The sequence below is a fragment of the Alicyclobacillus acidocaldarius subsp. acidocaldarius DSM 446 genome (genome assembly GCF_000024285.1).
Classification (GTDB): domain Bacteria; phylum Bacillota; class Bacilli; order Alicyclobacillales; family Alicyclobacillaceae; genus Alicyclobacillus; species Alicyclobacillus acidocaldarius.
Map to the genome: position 1 here is coordinate 1,773,543 of NC_013205.1, position 19,323 is coordinate 1,792,865.

17 protein-coding genes, 1 tRNA gene and 3 rRNA genes are annotated in these 19,323 nt (G+C 59.4%); 4 read left to right on the forward strand and 17 right to left on the reverse strand.

Annotated features, from left to right (window positions below):
* Positions 1-14: 14 nt before the first annotated feature.
* From AACI_RS08405 to AACI_RS08455, 11 genes are all read right to left on the reverse strand, one after another.
* Complete coding sequence (locus AACI_RS08405) at positions 15-1,262, reverse strand: PepSY1/2 domain-containing protein (RefSeq protein WP_012811019.1); 1,248 nt, start codon at positions 1,260-1,262, stop codon at positions 15-17.
* Positions 1,263-1,278: 16 nt separating this feature from the next.
* Positions 1,279-2,082 carry a spore cortex-lytic enzyme gene (sleB, locus tag AACI_RS08410; RefSeq protein ID WP_012811020.1) on the reverse strand — a complete coding sequence of 268 codons (804 nt, stop codon included), beginning with the start codon at positions 2,080-2,082 and terminating at the stop codon, positions 1,279-1,281.
* Between the two features lie 111 nt (positions 2,083-2,193).
* Complete coding sequence (locus AACI_RS08415) at positions 2,194-2,391, reverse strand: hypothetical protein (protein ID WP_008341062.1); 198 nt, start codon at positions 2,389-2,391, stop codon at positions 2,194-2,196.
* Positions 2,392-2,420: 29 nt separating this feature from the next.
* On the reverse strand, positions 2,421-3,695 hold the full coding sequence (locus AACI_RS08420; RefSeq protein WP_012811021.1) for a Glu/Leu/Phe/Val family dehydrogenase: 1,275 nt from the start codon (positions 3,693-3,695) through the stop codon (positions 2,421-2,423).
* Positions 3,696-3,856: 161 nt separating this feature from the next.
* The gene (locus tag AACI_RS08425; protein WP_012811022.1) at positions 3,857-4,471 is read right to left on the reverse strand and encodes an adaptor protein MecA; all 615 of its coding nucleotides are present in this window, start codon (positions 4,469-4,471) and stop codon (positions 3,857-3,859) included.
* A gap of 150 nt (positions 4,472-4,621) precedes the next feature.
* Positions 4,622-5,602 (reverse strand): substrate-binding domain-containing protein, encoded by a 981-nt coding sequence (locus tag AACI_RS08430; protein ID WP_012811023.1) that lies wholly within the window; start codon positions 5,600-5,602, stop codon positions 4,622-4,624.
* Positions 5,603-5,867: 265 nt separating this feature from the next.
* Positions 5,868-5,947, reverse strand: a tRNA-Leu gene (locus tag AACI_RS08435).
* 11 nt (positions 5,948-5,958) lie between these two features.
* A 5S ribosomal RNA gene (rrf, locus tag AACI_RS08440) occupies positions 5,959-6,075 on the reverse strand.
* Between the two features lie 262 nt (positions 6,076-6,337).
* Positions 6,338-9,282: ribosomal RNA gene (locus AACI_RS08445) — 23S ribosomal RNA — on the reverse strand.
* Positions 9,283-9,392: 110 nt separating this feature from the next.
* Positions 9,393-10,930: ribosomal RNA gene (locus AACI_RS08450) — 16S ribosomal RNA — on the reverse strand.
* The 16S, 23S and 5S rRNA genes sit together here with 1 tRNA gene alongside, the layout of an rRNA operon.
* A 586-nt stretch (positions 10,931-11,516) precedes the next feature.
* Positions 11,517-12,905 carry a UvrD-helicase domain-containing protein gene (locus tag AACI_RS08455; protein WP_012811025.1) on the reverse strand — a complete coding sequence of 463 codons (1,389 nt, stop codon included), beginning with the start codon at positions 12,903-12,905 and terminating at the stop codon, positions 11,517-11,519.
* A gap of 147 nt (positions 12,906-13,052) precedes the next feature.
* On the opposite strand from AACI_RS08455, the gene AACI_RS08460 reads away from it, so the two are divergent.
* A complete protein-coding gene (locus AACI_RS08460) occupies positions 13,053-13,760 on the forward strand; it encodes a metallophosphoesterase (protein ID WP_012811026.1) in 708 nt (235 codons plus the stop codon).
* 2 nt (positions 13,761-13,762) lie between these two features.
* Here AACI_RS08460 and AACI_RS08465 read toward each other — a convergent pair whose 3' ends face one another.
* Positions 13,763-14,482 carry a class I SAM-dependent methyltransferase gene (locus AACI_RS08465; RefSeq protein WP_012811027.1) on the reverse strand — a complete coding sequence of 240 codons (720 nt, stop codon included), beginning with the start codon at positions 14,480-14,482 and terminating at the stop codon, positions 13,763-13,765.
* Between the two features lie 105 nt (positions 14,483-14,587).
* Between AACI_RS08465 and AACI_RS08470 the strand changes: the two genes are divergently transcribed.
* Positions 14,588-14,935, forward strand: a complete 348-nt coding sequence (locus AACI_RS08470) for a hypothetical protein (protein WP_012811028.1) — start codon at positions 14,588-14,590, stop codon at positions 14,933-14,935.
* 50 nt (positions 14,936-14,985) lie between these two features.
* Here the strand turns inward: AACI_RS08470 and AACI_RS08475 are convergent, their stop codons facing one another.
* The 3 genes from AACI_RS08475 to AACI_RS08480 all read right to left on the reverse strand — a co-directional run bounded on the left by AACI_RS08475 (position 14,986) and on the right by AACI_RS08480 (position 16,801).
* A complete protein-coding gene (locus AACI_RS08475) occupies positions 14,986-15,687 on the reverse strand; it encodes a S1C family serine protease (protein WP_012811029.1) in 702 nt (233 codons plus the stop codon).
* 87 nt (positions 15,688-15,774) lie between these two features.
* The gene (locus AACI_RS16580) at positions 15,775-15,945 is read right to left on the reverse strand and encodes a hypothetical protein (RefSeq protein WP_008338967.1); all 171 of its coding nucleotides are present in this window, start codon (positions 15,943-15,945) and stop codon (positions 15,775-15,777) included.
* 16 nt (positions 15,946-15,961) lie between these two features.
* On the reverse strand, positions 15,962-16,801 hold the full coding sequence (locus tag AACI_RS08480; RefSeq protein ID WP_012811030.1) for a DUF2797 domain-containing protein: 840 nt from the start codon (positions 16,799-16,801) through the stop codon (positions 15,962-15,964).
* Positions 16,802-16,869: 68 nt separating this feature from the next.
* Between AACI_RS08480 and AACI_RS08485 the strand changes: the two genes are divergently transcribed.
* Positions 16,870-17,526 (forward strand): PrsW family intramembrane metalloprotease, encoded by a 657-nt coding sequence (locus AACI_RS08485; RefSeq protein WP_012811031.1) that lies wholly within the window; start codon positions 16,870-16,872, stop codon positions 17,524-17,526.
* Between the two features lies 1 nt (position 17,527).
* Here the strand turns inward: AACI_RS08485 and AACI_RS08490 are convergent, their stop codons facing one another.
* Both AACI_RS08490 and AACI_RS08495 read right to left on the reverse strand, forming a co-directional pair.
* On the reverse strand, positions 17,528-17,902 hold the full coding sequence (locus AACI_RS08490) for a hypothetical protein (protein ID WP_012811032.1): 375 nt from the start codon (positions 17,900-17,902) through the stop codon (positions 17,528-17,530).
* 59 nt (positions 17,903-17,961) lie between these two features.
* Positions 17,962-18,675 carry a Sir2 family NAD-dependent protein deacetylase gene (locus AACI_RS08495; protein ID WP_012811033.1) on the reverse strand — a complete coding sequence of 238 codons (714 nt, stop codon included), beginning with the start codon at positions 18,673-18,675 and terminating at the stop codon, positions 17,962-17,964.
* Between the two features lie 143 nt (positions 18,676-18,818).
* On the opposite strand from AACI_RS08495, the gene AACI_RS08500 reads away from it, so the two are divergent.
* Positions 18,819-19,256, forward strand: coding sequence for a helix-turn-helix transcriptional regulator (locus AACI_RS08500; RefSeq protein WP_008338976.1), 438 nt, complete (start codon positions 18,819-18,821; stop codon positions 19,254-19,256).
* The last annotated feature ends 67 nt before the right edge of the window (positions 19,257-19,323 follow it).

Consider the following 19,323-nt stretch of genomic DNA (forward strand, 5'->3'; position numbering starts at 1 on the left):
CCAGAAGCCTCGAATTATGTCAAGCGTTCGATGCTCAACTCGTGCCCTGTGGACACGTCGAGAACGACGCGGTAGGGCTCGTCGCTGCCGCCGAGGGTGCCATCAAACGCGACGGCTTGAACCCATTTCCCGTTGGGATCCTCCGCCAGCACGCGCCGCTCGTCCTGAACGTGAAACTGCGGACCGAGGCGCGCGCGGAGATCGCTTTCGGACAGCGGATGCCGGGCGGGCGGCAGGGTCTTGGGCGGCCACTTGCCGCGATCGTAAAATCCGATCACCTGGCCGTCGTCCAACGCCACCACGACCTTGCAACTCGCGTCCAGCGCCGGGACACCTTGCACGATGGGCTGATAGGTGAACCGCGCGATCCCGTCCACCTGGCTGGCGTAGGTGCGCACCATGTCCGACAACCCGACCCGCTGCAACCAACGCGACGCGATGCCGGCCGCATCCGCCAGATCCACCCGAGGCTTCCCCGTCGGGCGCGTCCATCGATAGCTGGCGAGCGTGCCCGTTCTCGCAAACTCGATGCGCACCGGTCGACCCATGACGGCGCCCGTCACGAGGACATACGAACCGTTGCGCGGATCGCGGACGTCACTTACCTTCGCCTTGTCGATGCTCCCGCCCACCACCTGCTCCGCTCGCCGAATCCAAGGCGTCGGGTCCTTCGTCGTCGCAGAGGCCGGGGTGCGCTTCGACGCAGCGCTCGATGGCACGACACTCGCCTGTACCCGGGCAAGCGCATTGCGCACGGCCGGCGCGAGTTCGGTACCTGTCCTTCCACCGAGAACGGGCCCCGCGTGCCACGCAATCGGCTCGAGCTGCGTCTCCAGCCGCGCCACGGTTTGATACGCTTGCCGCAAGGCATCCTGTACGCTCGCGCTGTGCGGATCGGCATCTGTCGTCACCCAATGTGCGGCATCGAAGTCGATCTGATGCAATTCCTGGTTCACCCGATGATCCGGTCCTCCGTCGGGAATACGTGCCATGTCCAATTGCGCCGCGTACGCGTATTTCTCCACATCCGCCAGATGCCGCCGAAAGGATTCCGGATCCGCCATGATGGAGGCCGAAGCGAGTGCTGCGCGCAGCGCATCGAGGTCCGCAACCGCCGCGCGCAAAGCACCCGAATACCCAGCGTCCACCATGGCCGCCATGGCCTGTGCCCGGCTTCGCTCGTGATCGCCCCACGCAAAAGCCGCGCCGCCCACCGCGATCACGGCCGCCGCCGTCCCAGCCCACCACGTCCATTTGCGCATGGAACTCACCCCCTCGTCAGACTGTGAAGATGTGATGACCTATCATGACAAGCTCCGGTTGCGCCCACATCCAGGCGTTCGACGTCTTGGCAGGATTGAAGTAATACAGAGCGCCATGCGTTGGATCCCATCCGTTCACCGCGTCAATCACCGCCTGCATCGCCTCTTGATTGGGCTGAAGGTTGATCTGTCCATCGTTCACGCAGTCAAACGCGCCCGGCTGATACACGATGGCCGGAATGGACTTGGGAAACTTCGGGTCATGTAAGCGGTTCAAGATCACCGCGGCGACAGCCACCTGGCCCTCAAACGGTTCCCCGCGAGCCTCGCCGTAGACGACGTGCGCCATGAGGTTCAGGTCGCTCGCACTCAGATTGTCCATCCCATGCGTGAAACCGTCTCCAGAGATCAGGGTGCCGCTGTTACCGGAGGTTGTCGCTGGCTGTGCGGCGCTGGCGGACGGCGATCCCGAAGAAGCGCTGGGAACGTCCATCTTGTAGTTCCAGTTCGGCGTCGCCTTCACCAGCATGATCTTGGTTCGCATGTCGACCTCGCCGGTCACCGGAAGGCCAAAATTGTACTGAAAGGTACGGACAGCCCAATAGGTCTTCCAACCGAAGATGCCGTCAATGCGCCCCCAATAGTAGCCCAGCAGGTGGAGACGCCCCTGCAGTTCGTCGACGTCGTACCCGGTGCTCCCGTAGATGAGATTGCGCGCCGTGAACGCCTGAATCGCGGGCGTCGCGAGGGACGTCTCCGCGGCCATCCAAGCGGCGATGATGAGTGCCCATGCCGAGATTGCGCGTTTCGCCCTGCTCATTCGGCAGCCTCCTTTCGCAGAAGCTCGCATCGGCGACATCCCGTAGTCTGTAGACGCGCAAAAAAAATATGCCCGGGTCAACCCCGGACACATCCCATTCGCCAACCGTCCTCAGCCGATCACTTCGATATCAAAGTCCTTGTCGTTATCGCACAGACAGCGTTTGAATCCCGTCTCAATATTGCCTTTCGAGTCGCGCGTGCCCCGCAGAATGAACGTCTCGCCGCACTTTCGGCAGCGGATCATGACCTTGATCCGATGTGCAGCTGGTGTCGATTCCTGAGCCGACAACGACGACTCTGCGCGCATAGCGATCCCTCCTTCACTTCGGTCGCGTTTCAGATCCATCCGCGCCAGCGGCTCGCCTCCGCCAACCGCTGAACCCCGACGATATAGGCCGCGAGCCGCATGTTGACGCCATACCGAACCGCCACCTGATACACGCGGTCGAACGACTGCCGGACGCGATCGTCCAACTTCGCCTGGACTTCCGACTCACTCCAGTAATATCCCTGGTTGTTCTGAACCCATTCAAAGTACGAGACGATGACGTCGCCGGCAAAAGAAAGCACGTCTGGAATCACGAGAATCTCGCGTTCCGTCAGAATCTCGATGGCATCTTGCGACGTCGACACGTTGGCCGCCTCGACCACGAGCGACGCCTTGATTTTCGCGGCCAATTCCGCTGTGATCGCAGCGCCCGATGCGGCCAGCACCAGGATGTCGCACGGATGTTCCAAGAGCTCGCGATTCGTCAGCACATCGCGGTACAAGCGCGTCACGGTGCCGAACGAGTCCCTACGCTCCAGCAACTCGTCCACGTCCAGCCCCGTTTCACGGTACAGGGCGCCATACGCGTCGCCGACGCCGACAATGCGGGCTCCCCGATCGCTCAGGTACTTCGCCAGGTAGCTCCCGATGCCTCCAAAGCCCTGAACGATCACGCGCTGCCCTTCGAGGGTCTGTTTCCTCTGCCTGACCGCTTCCTCCAGCGTCAGCGCGATCCCGCGCGCCGCAGCACCATCGCGCCCTCGCGTTCCGCCCAAAATCACGGGCTTGCCTGTGATGAATCCAGGACTGTCCGACTCACGAATGTGGGAGTACTCGTCCAACATCCACGCCATGTTCTGCGAATTGCTGAACGCATCAGGCGTCGGGACGTCCTTCGCCGGCCCCACAATCTGACTCACCGCGCGCACGTAACTTCTGCTCACGCGTTCGATCTCGGAGAAGGACATGTCGCGCGGATCGCACACGATGCCGCCCTTTGCCCCCCCAAAGGGCAGTTCGGCGATGCCACACCGAATCGACATCCAGATGGCAAGCGCCTCCATCTCCTCCAGCGTGATGTCTGGATGTAACCGGATACCGCCCTTCGTGGGCCCGATGGCGTCGTTGTGCTGGACGCGATAGCCGGTAAACACGCGCACGGTTCCGTCATCCATGCGCACAGGGAATCTCACCGTCAACACGCGCATGGGGAGTTTCAAGAGATCAAAGGCCTCGGGCCCATATCCCAGGACGTCGAGTGCCTGGCGGACGATGCCCTGCGTCTCTTGAAGCATGGACGCACCCTGTTGACGCTTGTCCGCGGACGCCACAGAATCTGCCACAGTGTGTACCACCTTTTCCCGGTTGTCGACAACATGGAATCGAATGAAGACAGCCCTAGTATACACGCCCACCCGCGTTCCGAAAAGCAGCCGAGATCGCAGGTGGGCACAAAAAACAGAGTAACTAGAGTGATCTAGTTACTCTCGCCTATGCGGAACGATCACGTCGGAAAGTTCCGAAGGAGCTGTTCCACGGCGTGATCGGCAAAAATCACCTTGCCGTACTCTTCGAGCACCCACGACGTCACCCGACTCATCTCACCATACTCCACCAGAATGGAGAACACCTCTTCCCACTGGTCGGGTCTCAGATCGCCGTGGATCACGAGCTGATAAGCCCCCTCGTGATGATACAGCGATGTATGGACCGGATACTGGCGCAACGTCTTGCACGCGTCCAAGAGGTCATCCAAATCGCGGAACGCCATCACCATGTGGGTCGGCGTTGAACGCGATGAAAAGCCGTGATCTCGCTCGAAGTACGTCTCCTCTTCGTCGCCGTAATCCCCGTCATCATGGCCAGCTCCAGGCATGGACGGGATACGCGTGACAATGACCACCACGCCCTCTGTCGGCATCGTGAACGCCTCAACGGAAATCGGACCCGCGATATCAAATCCGACTTCCATATAAGCGGTCTCCATCATATCCCAAAAGAGATCCTGCACCTTTTTTCCATTGTGCCAAATTTCATCGCGATCGATCCCGCGTTCCTCGAGATCGTCGTAACTGATGAAAATCCGCACCTTGTCTCGGGCAATTCGCTCGACTCGCATCGGCGTTCCCTCCTTATCGCCAAAGGCCGAGTGAAAGGGCGTGTGATAAATTATATTATACCTCATTTGTTCCCCATGTCATGGCGTACGGCCTTCATTCCGAGCCTGTCCACGCCCTTGGAGGAAGACTCTCGCGTCCGATGAACACCGTCACGTGGAGGCTCGCTCAACGATGTTGTGCTGTAAAATCACGGTGTAGTTATCCACCGGCTCATCTTGCAAGAGCTTGGTCAGCAATCGCATCGACACCGCACCGAAGTCGTACATCGGTTGCGCGATCACGGTCATCTCAGGGCGCACCATCACAGCGAGGCGTGTGTTGTCAAACGCGATCACCTTGACATCGTCAGGCACTGATTTCCCCATATCTTGCACGGCATGAATCGCAGCCAGACCCAATTCGTCCGAGGCCGCAACCACACCGTCCAGGTCGTGCTCCTCGAAGTACGCACGGATGACGGGAAGAGACGTCTCGTAGCGCCCGCGCCCCGTTCGAATGACGTGAAGCTCCTGCCCGCGCATCCGATTCTGGGCACCCTGCAACCGCCGATCCGCCACCACCGAGAACCCTTCGTCCATCGTGATAAAGCCGATACGCTTGCAACCCTTCTGGAGCAAGAAGTTCACCGCATCCCGCCCCGAGCGATAGTTGTCGATATTCACCGACGGGATCCGTCGCTCTGGATCTTCTGTCGCGCAGAGCACAACCGGAATCTGCGCTTCCTCAAACGCGTCGATCTCACGTGACGTGAGAACGTTCGTCATGTACAAGATTCCATCGACCTGTTTCTCCCACATTGTTCCAATCAAACTGACCTCGCGATCCACCTGAGCATCCGAGTTGACGAGGAGAATGTTGTAATCATACATGTTCGCGATGTCCTCGATCCCCCGAACCATCTCTGCCACAAACGCCGCCGAAACGTCCGGCACGATCACGCCAATCGTGCGAGTCCGCTTGCTGGCAAGTCCCCGTGCCACCGCGTTCGGCCGGTATCCCAGTTTTGCAATCGCCTCCAACACTCTTTTCTTGGTATCCTCTTTGACGACAGCCGTACCGTTGATCACGCGGGACACAGTCGCCATTGAGACCTTTGCTTCTCTCGCAACATCGTATATCGTAACAGGCATGACAACCCCACCTTTCATCCGTCATCGGCAATCCATGGTATTCGGAGTCGTGTCCTTATTATAATCAAGTTTGGCCAGTCTCTGTCCAGTTCTCCGCTCATCAAGTCCACATATGAAAAAAGCCCGCCGAAGGCGAGGCCGCCGATGGGCTTGGCTTACTCTTCTATCGATGCAACACGATTATCGATGCAACTCGATAGAGGAATGAAAGGAATTGGACATAAACAAAGGGCTCGGACCACTCCGAACCCACGCTTGGCTTCAATGCGGGTGGAGGGACTCGAACCCCCACGGTCGCCCGCCAGAACCTAAATCTGGTGCGTCTGCCAATTCCGCCACACCCGCATAAATCTCTCGCCTGGCAACGACCTACCTTCCCAGGAGGCTTCCCTCCCAGTATTCTCGGCGCTGGAGGTCTTCACGTCCGTGTTCGGGATGGGTACGGGTGTTGCCCCTCCGCTAGGGTCACCAGGCTGGCTTCGTTCATCGCTCGCTCACACGGCTTCGCCCTTCGGGCTGCAGATGTGTTCGCTCGCGATTCACTTCGCCTCTGAGTCCCTTCCGCGAAGCCTGCGTTACGAGTCGGTACCTAACCACGCCTCGCTCGCATGTCGCTTCGCATCTGTATCGCATCGGCGAAGACTGACTTGCGAGTCGCTGCCTAGCGGCCCCACACGCTCGCGATTCACTTCGCCTCTGGGTTGCGGTCCTTGCCGTCGTGCATAGGGAGTCGTGCAGGTGAAGCCCTCGACCGATTCGTATCTGTCCGCTCCACGCATCACTGCGCTTCCACGCCAGACCGATCCACCTCGTCGTCTTCGAGGGGTCTTACTTCCTTCTCGGAATGGGATACGTCATCTTGAGGCGGGCTTCGCGCTTAGATGCTTTCAGCGCTTATCCCTTCCCGACTTGGCTACCCAGCGGTGCCCCTGGCGGGACAACTGGTACACCAGCGGTCGGTTCATCCCGGTCCTCTCGTACTAGGGACAACCCCTCTCACGTATCCTACGCCCGCGGCAGATAGGGACCGAACTGTCTCACGACGTTCTGAACCCAGCTCGCGTACCGCTTTAATGGGCGAACAGCCCAACCCTTGGGACCGACTTCAGCCCCAGGATGCGATGAGCCGACATCGAGGTGCCAAACCTCCCCGTCGATGTGAACTCTTGGGGGAGATCAGCCTGTTATCCCCGGGGTAGCTTTTATCCGTTGAGCGATGGCCCTTCCACTCGGAACCACCGGGTCACTAAGCCCGACTTTCGTCCCTGCTCGACCTGTCCGTCTCGCAGTCAAGCTCCCTTTTGCCTTTGCACGCTTCGCGCGATTTCCATCCGCGCTGAGGGAACCTTTGGGCGCCTCCGTTACCCTTTAGGAGGCGACCGCCCCAGTCAAACTGTCCGCCTGACACTGTCCCGCCTCGCGTCCTCACAAGGCCGGTTAGAACAACCGTGTCCCAAGGGTGGTATCCCAACGCCGACTCCACTCAGGCTGGCGCCCAAGCTTCTCCGTCTCCCACCTATCCTGTACATGGAACACCGTTGTCCCATATCAGGCTACAGTCAAGCTCCACGGGGTCTTTCCGTCTAACCGCGGGTAACCTGCATCTTCACAGGTACTACAATTTCACCGGGTCTCTCGTTGAGACAGCGCCCAAGTCGTTACGCCTTTCGTGCGGGTCGGAACTTACCCGACAAGGAATTTCGCTACCTTAGGACCGTTATAGTTACGGCCGCCGTTTACTGGGGCTTCGATTCGGACCTTCGGGGTTCCCCCCTAAGCCCTCCTCTTAACCTTCCAGCACCGGGCAGGCGTCAGCCCCTATACGTCGCCTTTCGGCTTCGCAGAGACCTGTGTTTTTGCTAAACAGTCGCTTGGGCCTTTTCACTGCGGCTCTTCCCCACGGAAGAGCGCCCCTTCTCCCGAAGTTACGGGGCCATTTTGCCGAGTTCCTTAACGAGAGTTCTCCCGCGCGCCTTCGTGTTCTCCACGCGCCCACCTGTGTCGGTTTCCGGTACGGGCACCTTCGGCTCGCTAGAGGCTTTTCTCGGCAGTGTGAACGTCGGGACTTCGGTACTTTCCTTCCCTCCCCATCACAGCTCACGCTTCTCGGGGTGCGCATTTCACTACACCCCACGCTCGCTGCTTGGACGGCCCCTTCCATCCGGCCGCTTCCCTCGTCCTCCTGCGTCACCCCTTCGCTCAAACGCCTACGGTGGTACAGGAATGTCAACCTGTTCTCCTTCGGCTACGCCTTTCGGCCTCACCTTAGGTCCCGACTGACCCTGGGCGGACGAGCCTTCCCCAGGAAACCTTGGGCTTTCGGCGGAGGGGATTCTCACCCCTCTTTTCGCTACTCATACCGGCATTCTCACTTCCATGCGCTCCACCTTGCCTTTCGGCTCAGCTTCGCCGCACATGGAACGCTCCCCTACCATGTCGCCATCCCGAGCTTCGGTGTCCGGTTTAGCCCCGTTCCATTTTCCGCGCAGCGCCACTCGACCAGTGAGCTATTACGCACTCTTTCAATGATGGCTGCTTCTAAGCCAACATCCTGGTTGTCTTCGCAGCGCCACATCGTTCCCCACTCAACCGGAACTTCGGGACCTTAGCTGCGGGTCTGGGCTGTTTCCCTCTCGACTACGGACCTTATCGCTCGCAGTCTCACTGCCAGGTTCCTCGACATTGTGGCATTCGCAGTTTGACGAAGCTTGGTAGCCCTCGCGGGCCCCGCACTCCATCAGCGCTCTACCTCCACAACTCATCCCCTGACGCTAGCCCTCAAGCTATTTCGGGGAGAACCAGCTATCGCCGGGTTCGATTGGCATTTCACCCCTACCCCCAGTTCATCCCCTGGCTTTTCAACGCCAGTGGGTTCGGGCCTCCATGCGGTGTTACCCGCACTTCACCCTGACCAGGGGTAGATCACCCGGTTTCGGGTCGATGCGGACGAACTCGCGCCCTCTTCAGACTCGCTTTCGCTTCGGCTCTGGCTCCTCCGCCTTCACCTCGCTCGCCCGCATCACTCGCCGGTTCATTCTACAAAAGGCACGCCGTCACACCCATCGGTGCTCCGACTGCTTGTAGGCACACGGTTTCAGGTTCTCTTTCACTCCGCTCCCGCGGTGCTTTTCACCTTTCCCTCACGGTACTCGTTCACTATCGGTCGCCAAGGAGTATTTAGCCTTAGGAGGTGGTCCTCCCAGATTCCTACGGGATTCCTCGTGTCCCGCAGTACTCGGGGTCTGTTTCCACCCTCGTGCGCGCGTTTCGGATACCGGGCTCTCACCGTCTCTGGCCGGCCTTCCCAGACCGTTCTCCTACGCGTACACTCGGGCTGGCTACCCTGCAGCTCGCCGCAAACAGCCCCACAACCCCGCATGCGCAACGGCTGCAGCCTTTCCCACGCATGCGGTTTAGGCTCCTCCGCTTTCGCTCGCCACTACTCACGGAATCGCGTTTGCTTTCTCTTCCTCGGGGTACTGAGATGTTTCACTTCCCCCGGTTCCCCGCTCGAGACCTTTCGGCCTCAGCTGCTGGCGCTTCCCGCCAGCGGGTTCCCCCATTCGGACATCCACGGATCCAAGCCCGCTTACGGCTCCCCGTGGCATATCGGCGTTCGCCCCGTCCTTCTTCGGCTCTTGGCGCCTAGGCATCCACCGTGTGCCCTTCCTAGCTTCACCTTCCCAAACTCCCTATGCACTTGCCAAGGTCCTTCGAGAGAGCTCTCGCTCCCTCAAAACTAAACACACGCCACCACCCAAGCCTGTAAGCCCCACAACCTTCTCCCTAGAAAGGAGGTGATCCAGCCGCACCTTCCGGTACGGCTACCTTGTTACGACTTCACCCCAATCATCGACCCCACCTTCGGCGGCTGGCTCCCCTTTCGGGGTTACCTCACCGACTTCGGGTGTTGCCGACTCTCGTGGTGTGACGGGCGGTGTGTACAAGGCCCGGGAACGTATTCACCGCGGCATGCTGATCCGCGATTACTAGCAATTCCGGCTTCATGCAGGCGAGTTGCAGCCTGCAATCCGAACTACGAGCGGCTTTTTGGGTTTCGCTCCGCCTCGCGGCTTCGCCTCCCTTTGTACCGCCCATTGTAGCACGTGTGTAGCCCAGGACATCAGGGGCATGATGATTTGACGTCATCCCCGCCTTCCTCCGACTTACGCCGGCAGTCACCTGTGAGTCCCCGCCTCAACGCGCTGGTAACACAGGTCAAGGGTTGCGCTCGTTGCGGGACTGAACCCAACATCTCACGACACGAGCTGACGACAACCATGCACCACCTGTCTCCTCTGCCCCGAAGGGAAGGTGCATCTCTGCACCGGTCAGAGGGATGTCAAGCCCTGGTAAGGTTCTTCGCGTTGCTTCGAATTAAACCACATGCTCCACTGCTTGTGCGGGCCCCCGTCAATTCCTTTGAGTTTCAGTCTTGCGACCGTACTCCCCAGGCGGAGTGCTTATTGGGTTTCCTTCGGCACTGGGGTGTGTCCCCCCAACACCTAGCACTCATCGTTTACGGCGTGGACTACCAGGGTATCTAATCCTGTTTGCTCCCCACGCTTTCGTGCCTCAGCGTCAGTCACTGTCCAGCAAGGCGCCTTCGCCACAGGTATTCCTCCACATCTCTACGCATTTCACCGCTACACGTGGAATTCCCCTTGCCTCTCCAGCACTCAAGTCAAGCAGTTTCCAGAGCCATCCCATGGTTGAGCCATGGACTTTCACTCCAGACTTGCTCGACCGCCTACGCACCCTTTACGCCCAGTGATTCCGGACAACGCTCGCCCCCTACGTTTTACCGCGGCTGCTGGCACGTAGTTAGCCGGGGCTTCCTCACTCGGTACCGTCTCGCATGGGGCTTTCCACTCCCCATGCCGCTCTCCCCGAGCAACAGAGCTTTACAACCCGAAGGCCTTCTTCGCTCACGCGGCGTTGCTCCGTCAGGCTTGCGCCCATTGCGGAAGATTCCCTACTGCTGCCTCCCGTAGGAGTCTGGGCCGTGTCTCAGTCCCAGTGTGGCCGGTCACCCTCTCAGGTCGGCTACGCATCGTCGCCTTGGTGGGCCGTTACCCCGCCAACCAGCTAATGCGCCGCGGGCTCCTCTCTCAGCGGCCCATTTGGGCCTTTCCCCGCAAGAAGATGCCTCCTCGCGGGCGTATCCGGCATTAGCGCCCGTTTCCGGGCGTTATTCCGGTCTGAAAGGCAGATTACCCACGTGTTCCTCACCCGTCCGCCGCTGACCTCCGAAGAGGTCCGCTCGACTTGCATGTATTAGGCACGCCGCCAGCGTTCGTCCTGAGCCAGGATCAAACTCTCAATCCAAGTGCTTTATCCTGACCTGTGGTCACAAAGACTCACGGGCTCGGTGGTCTCGTGTGTTTAGTTTTCAAGGAGCGAATCCCGCGCCACCGCGCGGATTTCGTGCCGCCTCGCGGGCGGCGAGAATGATACTATCACCGCTTCCCCCTCTGTGTCAAGGGGAATTGCAGAGAAAACGCCTGGAACTTAGTTCTAGTGCGAAACGATCGCAAACCAACTCTCGAAAACAAAAGGAACACGTAAAAAAGAACACGCGCCGTTCTTCATTTCGGCGCGTTCGTCGAATCTCATCTATCTGAATCTGATGAATGGACGCCAAGATAAGCCCGCTTATCCTCGGCTCCCGTGATAATAATCCAGAAGGCGCTCCTGAACCCACTGCTTATTCTCTGTGTCAGCAAACTCCCGCTTGCCCTCCAACGGTGCATGGAGATCCACCTGGTCCGAAAAAACTGCGCTCTGTAACTCTCCACCTTTAACCGGATGACTCCTCGTCATCTTCACCACTCCCCTAGGGTTTCATCCGCAGCTGATCTACAGTTGATCTACAACAGATGATGTATAACAGGTCTGTTTTGTCTCCATTGTATTAGTTACAACCCAAAAAGTCCAGCGATTTTTCACCCAATTTCGAACCCCTGTCGCGCCAGTTCACAGCACAAACTTCAATCCCCGACTCCAGCAAAAAGGGATGGATGCGTCGAGGCGCTCCGCCCATCATCCGAGGCACGAGCGCGTATAGCTCGTGTCGGGCTCGTGTCATGGCAACGTACAACAAGCGCCGCTCTTCATCGGAGTCGAATGTCGTATCGAACGACGCCGACATATCGAGCAACGCGACGACATCCCACTCCTTGCCCTTGCTATCGTGAAATGTGCGAAATTCAACTCCCCTCGCGACGAGATCCCACTTGGCTCCGTATGCTCGCCGAAGCGCCATCCACGCAACCGCCAACTGATTGCGCGTGCGCGCAAGAATCGCCATGGAGTGCCCGCGACCCATCGCGCGGCGGAGCAGATGCGCGACCAGTCGCCATTGCGCTGCCCGGTCTGGAACCTCATACGCCAGGCAAACACCTTCCGCATCATTCACGCCGCGGAGCGGCTTGTCCACTCGAACCTTCACGTGGCGAATCAACTGCGCCGCGTGACGCAAGATTTTTCGGTCGGATCTGAAGTTCAGGGTGAGTAAATATCGACGTGCCTTGGGGAGAACCTCTACCGCGCGCTGGAGATACACGGGCGAAGCGCCGCGAAATGCGTAAATGGACTGATCGTCATCGCCGACCACGAAGGCTAAAGCGCTGTTTCGTTCCACGAGCGACGTGAGAAGCGCCCATTGTAGCTCATTCGTGTCTTGAAACTCATCCACCAAAATGTAGTTCATTTGAAAGAGTCGAATCTTCGACGCCGATCGCGACTGGAACAGATGCAACGAGGCGAGGAGAATATCGTCATGGTCCCAGCGGTTCAGCGCTCGTTTTTTGCGGACGTAAGACTCCAAAATTCTCCTGCTTTTATTGTCCAACTCATCCTGCTCCCGCCTACCTATCATCCGGCTGTACAGCGTGAGGTACGATTGGAGTTCGTACATGCTCGCCGCGTGGCGTTCACCCAAAACGTCCACCATGGCTTCTCGCATCAAGGCGTACTGCTCCCGCTGGCCGAGCACAGGGTACACTTGGCGATCCGCCTCCAACAGTGCTCGAAAAAACACTGCGTGAAACGTGCCCATGGCGCACGACTCCACGTCCACCGGGCGCAGTCGTTCGTGCCCGCGCAGCTTTTGACGCATATGTTCGGCCGCCTGCCGTGTGAACGTCATGGCAAGGATGCGCTGAGGAGGTGTTCGACCCGTTGCGATGACGTGTGCAAGATGCTCCGTCATCACCGTCGTCTTGCCACTTCCAGGAGCAGCTACCACCACCGATGAAGCATCCTTGGGTTCGATCACGGCCCATTGTTCCTCAGTCCACATCGATATCCCCCACCACCATTCAACACCTCGGAGGCACTTGCGTCGATAAAGACGAGGAGAAACCCAACCCTTGCGGGAAAGCCGCCGCTCGGTGCGCCGACGCTGTGAGCAAGTGTGATATCATGGAACGGTCAAGGGGGAACCACCGTGGCCATCTACGCGATCGCAGATTTGCACTTGGATACATCACAAAGCAAACCCATGGACGTATTCGGACACGAGTGGCGCGATCATGCGGAGAAGATCGCGCATCACTGGCAAGACCAGATCCACGACGATGACATCGTCCTAATTCCGGGTGACATTTCGTGGGCGATGAAACTGGAAGAGGCCGCGCCCGACCTGGTGTGGATCGGACGCCTTCCTGGACGAAAAGTGCTCATTCGAGGAAACCACGATTTTTGGTGGGGGGGGATTCAGCGGGTTCGAAAAGCGCTGCCTCCACGCATGTACGCCTTGCAGAACGATTGCCTTGTTCTTGACAACGTGTGTTTCGCAGGCACTCGAGGATGGACGCTGCCCCATCACCCCTCATACAACGCGGAACAAGATGAACCGATTCTCAAGCGGGAGATTCTGCGCCTCGAGTTGTCGCTCAAGGCAGCGGTCAAAGAGGGAAAGCCGATTCTGTGTCTGATGCACTACCCGCCCGTCGATTCGAATCATCCGCACTCTCCGTTTCATGAACTGCTCGCAGCCTACGGCGTCCGGGCGTGTGTATACGGTCACTTACATGGTCCCGCGCATCGGTTCGCATTCAATGGCGAGATCGACAGCGTTCGTTACCAGTTGGTAAGCTGCGACTACCTTCAATTTATCCCATGGAAGATACCGGAGGAATGGCTTCAGCCGTGAGCTCACACCTTCGGTACGAGCATAAACACGCCGTAACCGAGCGTCTGGCCGAAACGCTCCATCCACGCGAAATGCTCGGCCAGCGCCCGCCCGACCTCGCGGTCCCCCAGCATGGCCACATCGGCGCCATGAACGGGGCCTGAAGGCGGTACCTCTCGCGCGAGACTCCAGATGGACCCCGCGCGCAACACCGCAGGCTGAAAGCCCGCAGCAAGAAAGCGATCCCGCCAACTTGAGAGCGTGGGCACTTCTCGAGCTCCATACACACGTGCGGCTTCCTGGTGCCATCCCGATGGCGGATGGGTGGGCGCCACCATCTCCACAAACACGGCGAATCCGCTTGTCTTCAACACCCGACGCACTTCTCGCAACACAACTGGGATGTCCGTAAACACAAGGACCGATTCGCCTATCACAGCGTCAAATGACGCAGGTGGCCAGGGCAGGGCCTCCGCCGAGCCCACGACCGTGTCCAACGCGAGATGAGCCTGTCGCGCCCGGTCGCGCACGCGGTCGATCATTTCCTGTCGAACGTCGAGCGCCGTGACGCGCATGCCCCGTTCAGCGAGACTCAGGGCCGTGGCGCCTGTCCCGCACCCCACGTCGAGCACCGCGGCTCCTGCCCACAGCGGCACCTGCTCAAGCCACCACTCCGTCAACGCGAGGCCTCCGGGGTGAGCACCTACCACATCCGCTCGGCTCAATGCATCCAAGTAGTCCACTCCAGGTTCCCCTTGCCGGATCATACGTGCGCAAGCGTCCGTTGGGCCGGGCGCTTGCGCAGTTCGAAGAACTGGTATACTTGGGCGAGGAGAGGAGGGGCGCTCGTGACCCCAATTGTTCGCATCTATGAGGCCTGCGTTGAGCCGCCGGGCGACGTCATGTTTCTCCCCTCGGCTCTCATGTTGGTGCTCGAGAACGGTCAGTCCCACATCTACAGCGAGGGTTCCATGCACAACTTTTGGCGATCCGCCTGTGCTCGCCACGCTTGGAGCGAATTGGAGAACGGGATCGTCGTCGACGGACATCATGTCCGACTGATGGACATCACCGCGGAGTTGAAGCAACTTGTCCCGCGGCACGCGTGGACGGTCCGCCGGATCGTGCGGGCATGGTACGAGCAGAATCCGCGTCAACGCTTCTATTTGCGGCGACACGTCCAGCGCGGCTCCTGAATCGAACGAGCCTTCCAGGCCGAAATCCTGGGCGTAACAGCTATCGAGGGTCACACCTCGCCCAGAATGGCCTTGACGCGCTGGCGCAGCACGTCGGCTGCGATGGCAAACCCAATTCCTTGAGAGCTCTGGGAGACGGCCGTGTTCATGCCGATGACTTCGCCCCGCAGGTTGATGAGCGGTCCCCCGCTGTTGCCGCGGTTGATGGCGGCATCGGTTTGAATGAGGTTGGGATACTCACGATCGCCGATCTGGAGCGGCCGATTCTTGGCACTGACGATCCCCACTGTCACCGTGTGGTCGAGCCCGAGCGGCGATCCGATGGCCACCACCCACTCGCCGACCTGTACGTCTTTGCTGTGGCCAAGCCGCAAGACAGGTGATGGCACGGGGATGTTCGCCCAAAGCACCGCGATGTCGTGCTTCCGATCTCGCCCGACGAGATCGGCTTCGACCAGGTCCTTTCGCCCGAAGACCCTCAGCATGATTCGATCCGCTTCCGCGATCACATGTTCGTTGGTGAGGATATAGCCCTTGGGATGAAACATGAATCCCGTCCCGATGTTGAGGGCGGTGCGCCCTTCTCGCGGCAAAGGCCGCTCCCACGGAAAAAAGAGGGTTCGGTCTCGGTAGGGGGTTTGGATGACTTCAATGCCGACGACGCACTTTTTATATCGCTCCACAAGCCGGACGAAATTGGGGAGATGAAGCTGAGCGGCACGCTTGCCCGGCGTGGAATGAGTCTTTTTCACCTGTCATCACCCCTTGGCGGGATCAAGGCCGATCCACGATGCGCTGTTCATTGTATTCGCCAAGAGGATGACGCGTGCCGCACGCGGCTAAGCGTCGAGCGTCCGGTACCGCACACCGTAATTGCCCCGCCGCGTGCGGTAGACCTGAACCGACGAGGCGTCCAGCCGCTGACGCGCGCCGGAATCGCGAAGGTTCATGGCCACGTACATCGCGACCGCCTTCGAATCATACAGCCGCGCTTCGTAAATCCAGGTCATGCAAACCCCTCCCCGCCTAGTTTGCCCCCACCTCCGTCGAACATGAGGCGCCACGGTGCTCGGCGACGACCTCATGCCCCGCCCAGCGCTTCACGTTCAGCACGCCATCGTCGAACAAGAGATACTGACCTTTCATCCCTCGAATCACGCCGCCCACAGGCTCGTCCGAGGTAAGCGCGAGCGTGGTGAGCGTGATGTTGAAGCCCGGTTCCCGCGGATACGCAAGACGTTCTGGCCGCACATCGGCAACCAAATAGGGACGATAGATTTCGGCGACAGAAGCTTGTACTTCGCGCGCGACCTCGATCAGCGGGCGGTCCGGCCCAGCCTCATCGGCCAACATCTTTCGCCAATGGGTCTTGTCGGCCATCCATTGCGCGATATGCACTTCCAGATCTCCCGCGGTCTTCCGATCCGGCACCTCGGCGATGACGGCCGCCTCCATCGCGCCTTGGTCCATCCAGCGTTTCAGCTGGCGTCCCTTCCGCGTGATCCCCACCTTGAATCCGCTGCTCCACGCGATGTACACGTAGTGGGGCACCATGCAGTGTTCAGCCGCAAACGCCTCGTCGCGACACGTCCCGAGGTGAAAATGGCATTGGTGCGGCTTGACGATGCACAGATCGCACTCCGCCAGGGTCTGCACACACGGAAAGCAATATCCATTTTGATACAGCTTCTTGACGCTTCTCCCACAGGCCACGCAGCGAAGCGCACCCGTCGGCCGAAAAACCAGCGTATCCCCCACCGCAATCGGGATCGAGCGCGGCCCGTCCCCACTCGCCAATCGCAGGCGGTACGAGATGGGCACGCCGAAGTTGGGTTCGAGTTCGCGCAAGTCGCCGGTCCACAACATAAAACAGTCCCCCAGACGAAACACTACAACCGCTTCATACGAACCTTTTAGGAAAGAGGGAGCACCGGATGTACATCGCGCTCGCCGTTCTGCCCGGACTTCTTCTCCTTGCGCTGATCTATGCCTATGACAAGCTCCACCCAGAGCCCAAGCGGGAGGTCGCAAAGTTATTCGTGCTGGGCGCCCTTGTGGTCCTGCCGGCCGGCGTGATCGAGCGAACACTCCTTGACCACGCCTCCGCCCAACCCACCACCTGGCGCGGGCTTTTGGCGACGGCCTTCTTTGTGGCCGGCATGGTGGAGGAGTTTCTCAAAGCTGCCGTGTTCGAGCGAACCGTGCTCGATCGCGGCCGTATCCATGCGCCCGTCGACGCGATTGTCTACGCGTGCGCCATAGGGCTCGGGTTCGCGACCGTCGAAAATGTCTTGTACGTCACGAGTTCAGGGTTCTGGACCGCGGTCGTCCGGGCACTCACCGCGGTGCCGGCACACTTCATGTTCGCCATCGTCATGGGATACCAGTTCGCACGCGCGCGATTTCTCGGCACATCCCGAGCGTGGGGGTACATCGCACCCGCCATCGCGCACGGCGTCTACGACACATTTGCGCTGGCCGGATCGCTCATCGCAGACTTCGTCCTCGCGGGTGTGCTCTTCGCACTTTGCGAGTACAGCCTGCAGATCCTTCGGCGCACCCGGCAACCGTGGCGCATTCGATGGACGTGAACTATCGAAGGTCGTAGCCCTGCGTGCCGAAGGGGCGCGGGCCGCTGGCGACCCCGCGAAACACCAACAGCCAGGCGCGCTGGGCGCGGTAAATGCTCATCTCGGTGCGCTCGTCCAACATGAGCAGTTGGAACAAGTTCATGTTGGTCTGGCAATACGGACTCATGTGCTCATCCTGCAGGCGAAGGCTGAGGACGCGATGCCGATCCCGCTCGCGTAACTCGATACCGCCCTCTCCGCGAATGTCACCGATGTTCACCTCTAGGCGTGCAGCGTCTGCTCGATCCGCCACGAGGTTCTCGTACAGTTGACGGAGAGAACGCGCCTTGCGGCTGCGATCCGTCACGAGCACGTAATGAATCTTGTCCGATTCCACAACATCCCCTCATCTTTGTCAGAACATGCGCTGCGGCGAGACCGCCTTCGCTGCTGTTACTATACTTCACCCGGGCAAAAAAGAGAATCCGAGCCACCCTCCTGTCCGAGCAAATAGGGAACCCAATCCTCCGCATGATCGCGCACCCACGCGATCGGGACGTTTCGCCTTCTGGCCACTTCGTACAACTCGCGAACCGGCGTCATTTGCAGTTCCGTGCCCACGACGAGCAGCCCTCGCGCTTCCGTCACCCAGTCCAACGCTCGCGCAATGTGGCGCACCTCCTCGCCTTCCAAGACGAACCCGGGGCGAAGCAGTTCGCCGCAGGTTGGACACTTCGGAAGTTGTTCCCTCCACGCCAACTCGGACTGAAAAATACCGCCGCATGCATCGCACCTCAATTCGCGCAGATTGCCGTGCAACTCGATGACCCGCGTGCTTCCCGCGGCCCTGTGCAGACCATCAATGTTCTGCGTGATGATGGGAATCTCTGCTTGAGCCAGTGCCAAATGTGCCCGGTTCGGCCGCTTCCGCTGCCACTCCCTGGCGATGACTCGAAACGCGTGAAACGCCTCAAGGGGTTGTTCCCGCCATATGTTCGGCTGAAACAAGCTCCGAAGTGGAACCCCTGCGACCATATCGTCGACCGTGGGTAAACCACTTTCCACGCTGATGCCCGCTCCCGTGATGGCAACCAGGTGAGACTTCGGCCAAGTCCACAAATGTCGATGGACCCTCTTGGCAGGTGGTTTGCCAGAACAGTAGTATAACATTCAACAAATCCTTTCCGAGGTGATGCAGATAGCTCGTACATAACAGTAAAGTTTATTCCCATTTTTGCATTTACAATGAAGCCAAAGCCTTGATACAGTGTCCGTGAGTCAGACCATGAGGGGTTTCAGGGAGGAGAGCCACGATGAAGGATTCCTTTGGTGCACGTGTGAGAGCCATTCGTCAGAGCCGCGGTTGGTCTCAGCAAGAGCTCGCCATGCGAGCGGGCGTGTCCACGCCTCATATCTCATCCATCGAACGCGACAAGCGGCGGCCGTCCTTGGATTACGCCAAGCGATTGGCGGACGCACTTGGGGTACCTCTGCAGGTGCTATGCGACCCTGAGATGACCTACGAGCCGAAGCGGATGCGAAATTCGGTTTACGAGCTGCCGACGCCGCTCCAACACTTCGTGCTCAACGAGGAATCATTCCCCTATTTGGAAGCCGCCCATCGAATGAGTCAATTGTCCAAAGAGGAGGCATCCTTTCTTTGGCAATTGATCGACGTGCTGGCCCAAAAGAAGAACCTGCTGACCAGACTGCGCTACTTCGAACATCGTTCGGACTCAGACGAATCCTGAGCCAATAGGATCTTGACACCATATCGGCCGCTCCGCGTCTGAAAAACCGAAAGATAGCGCGCATTGC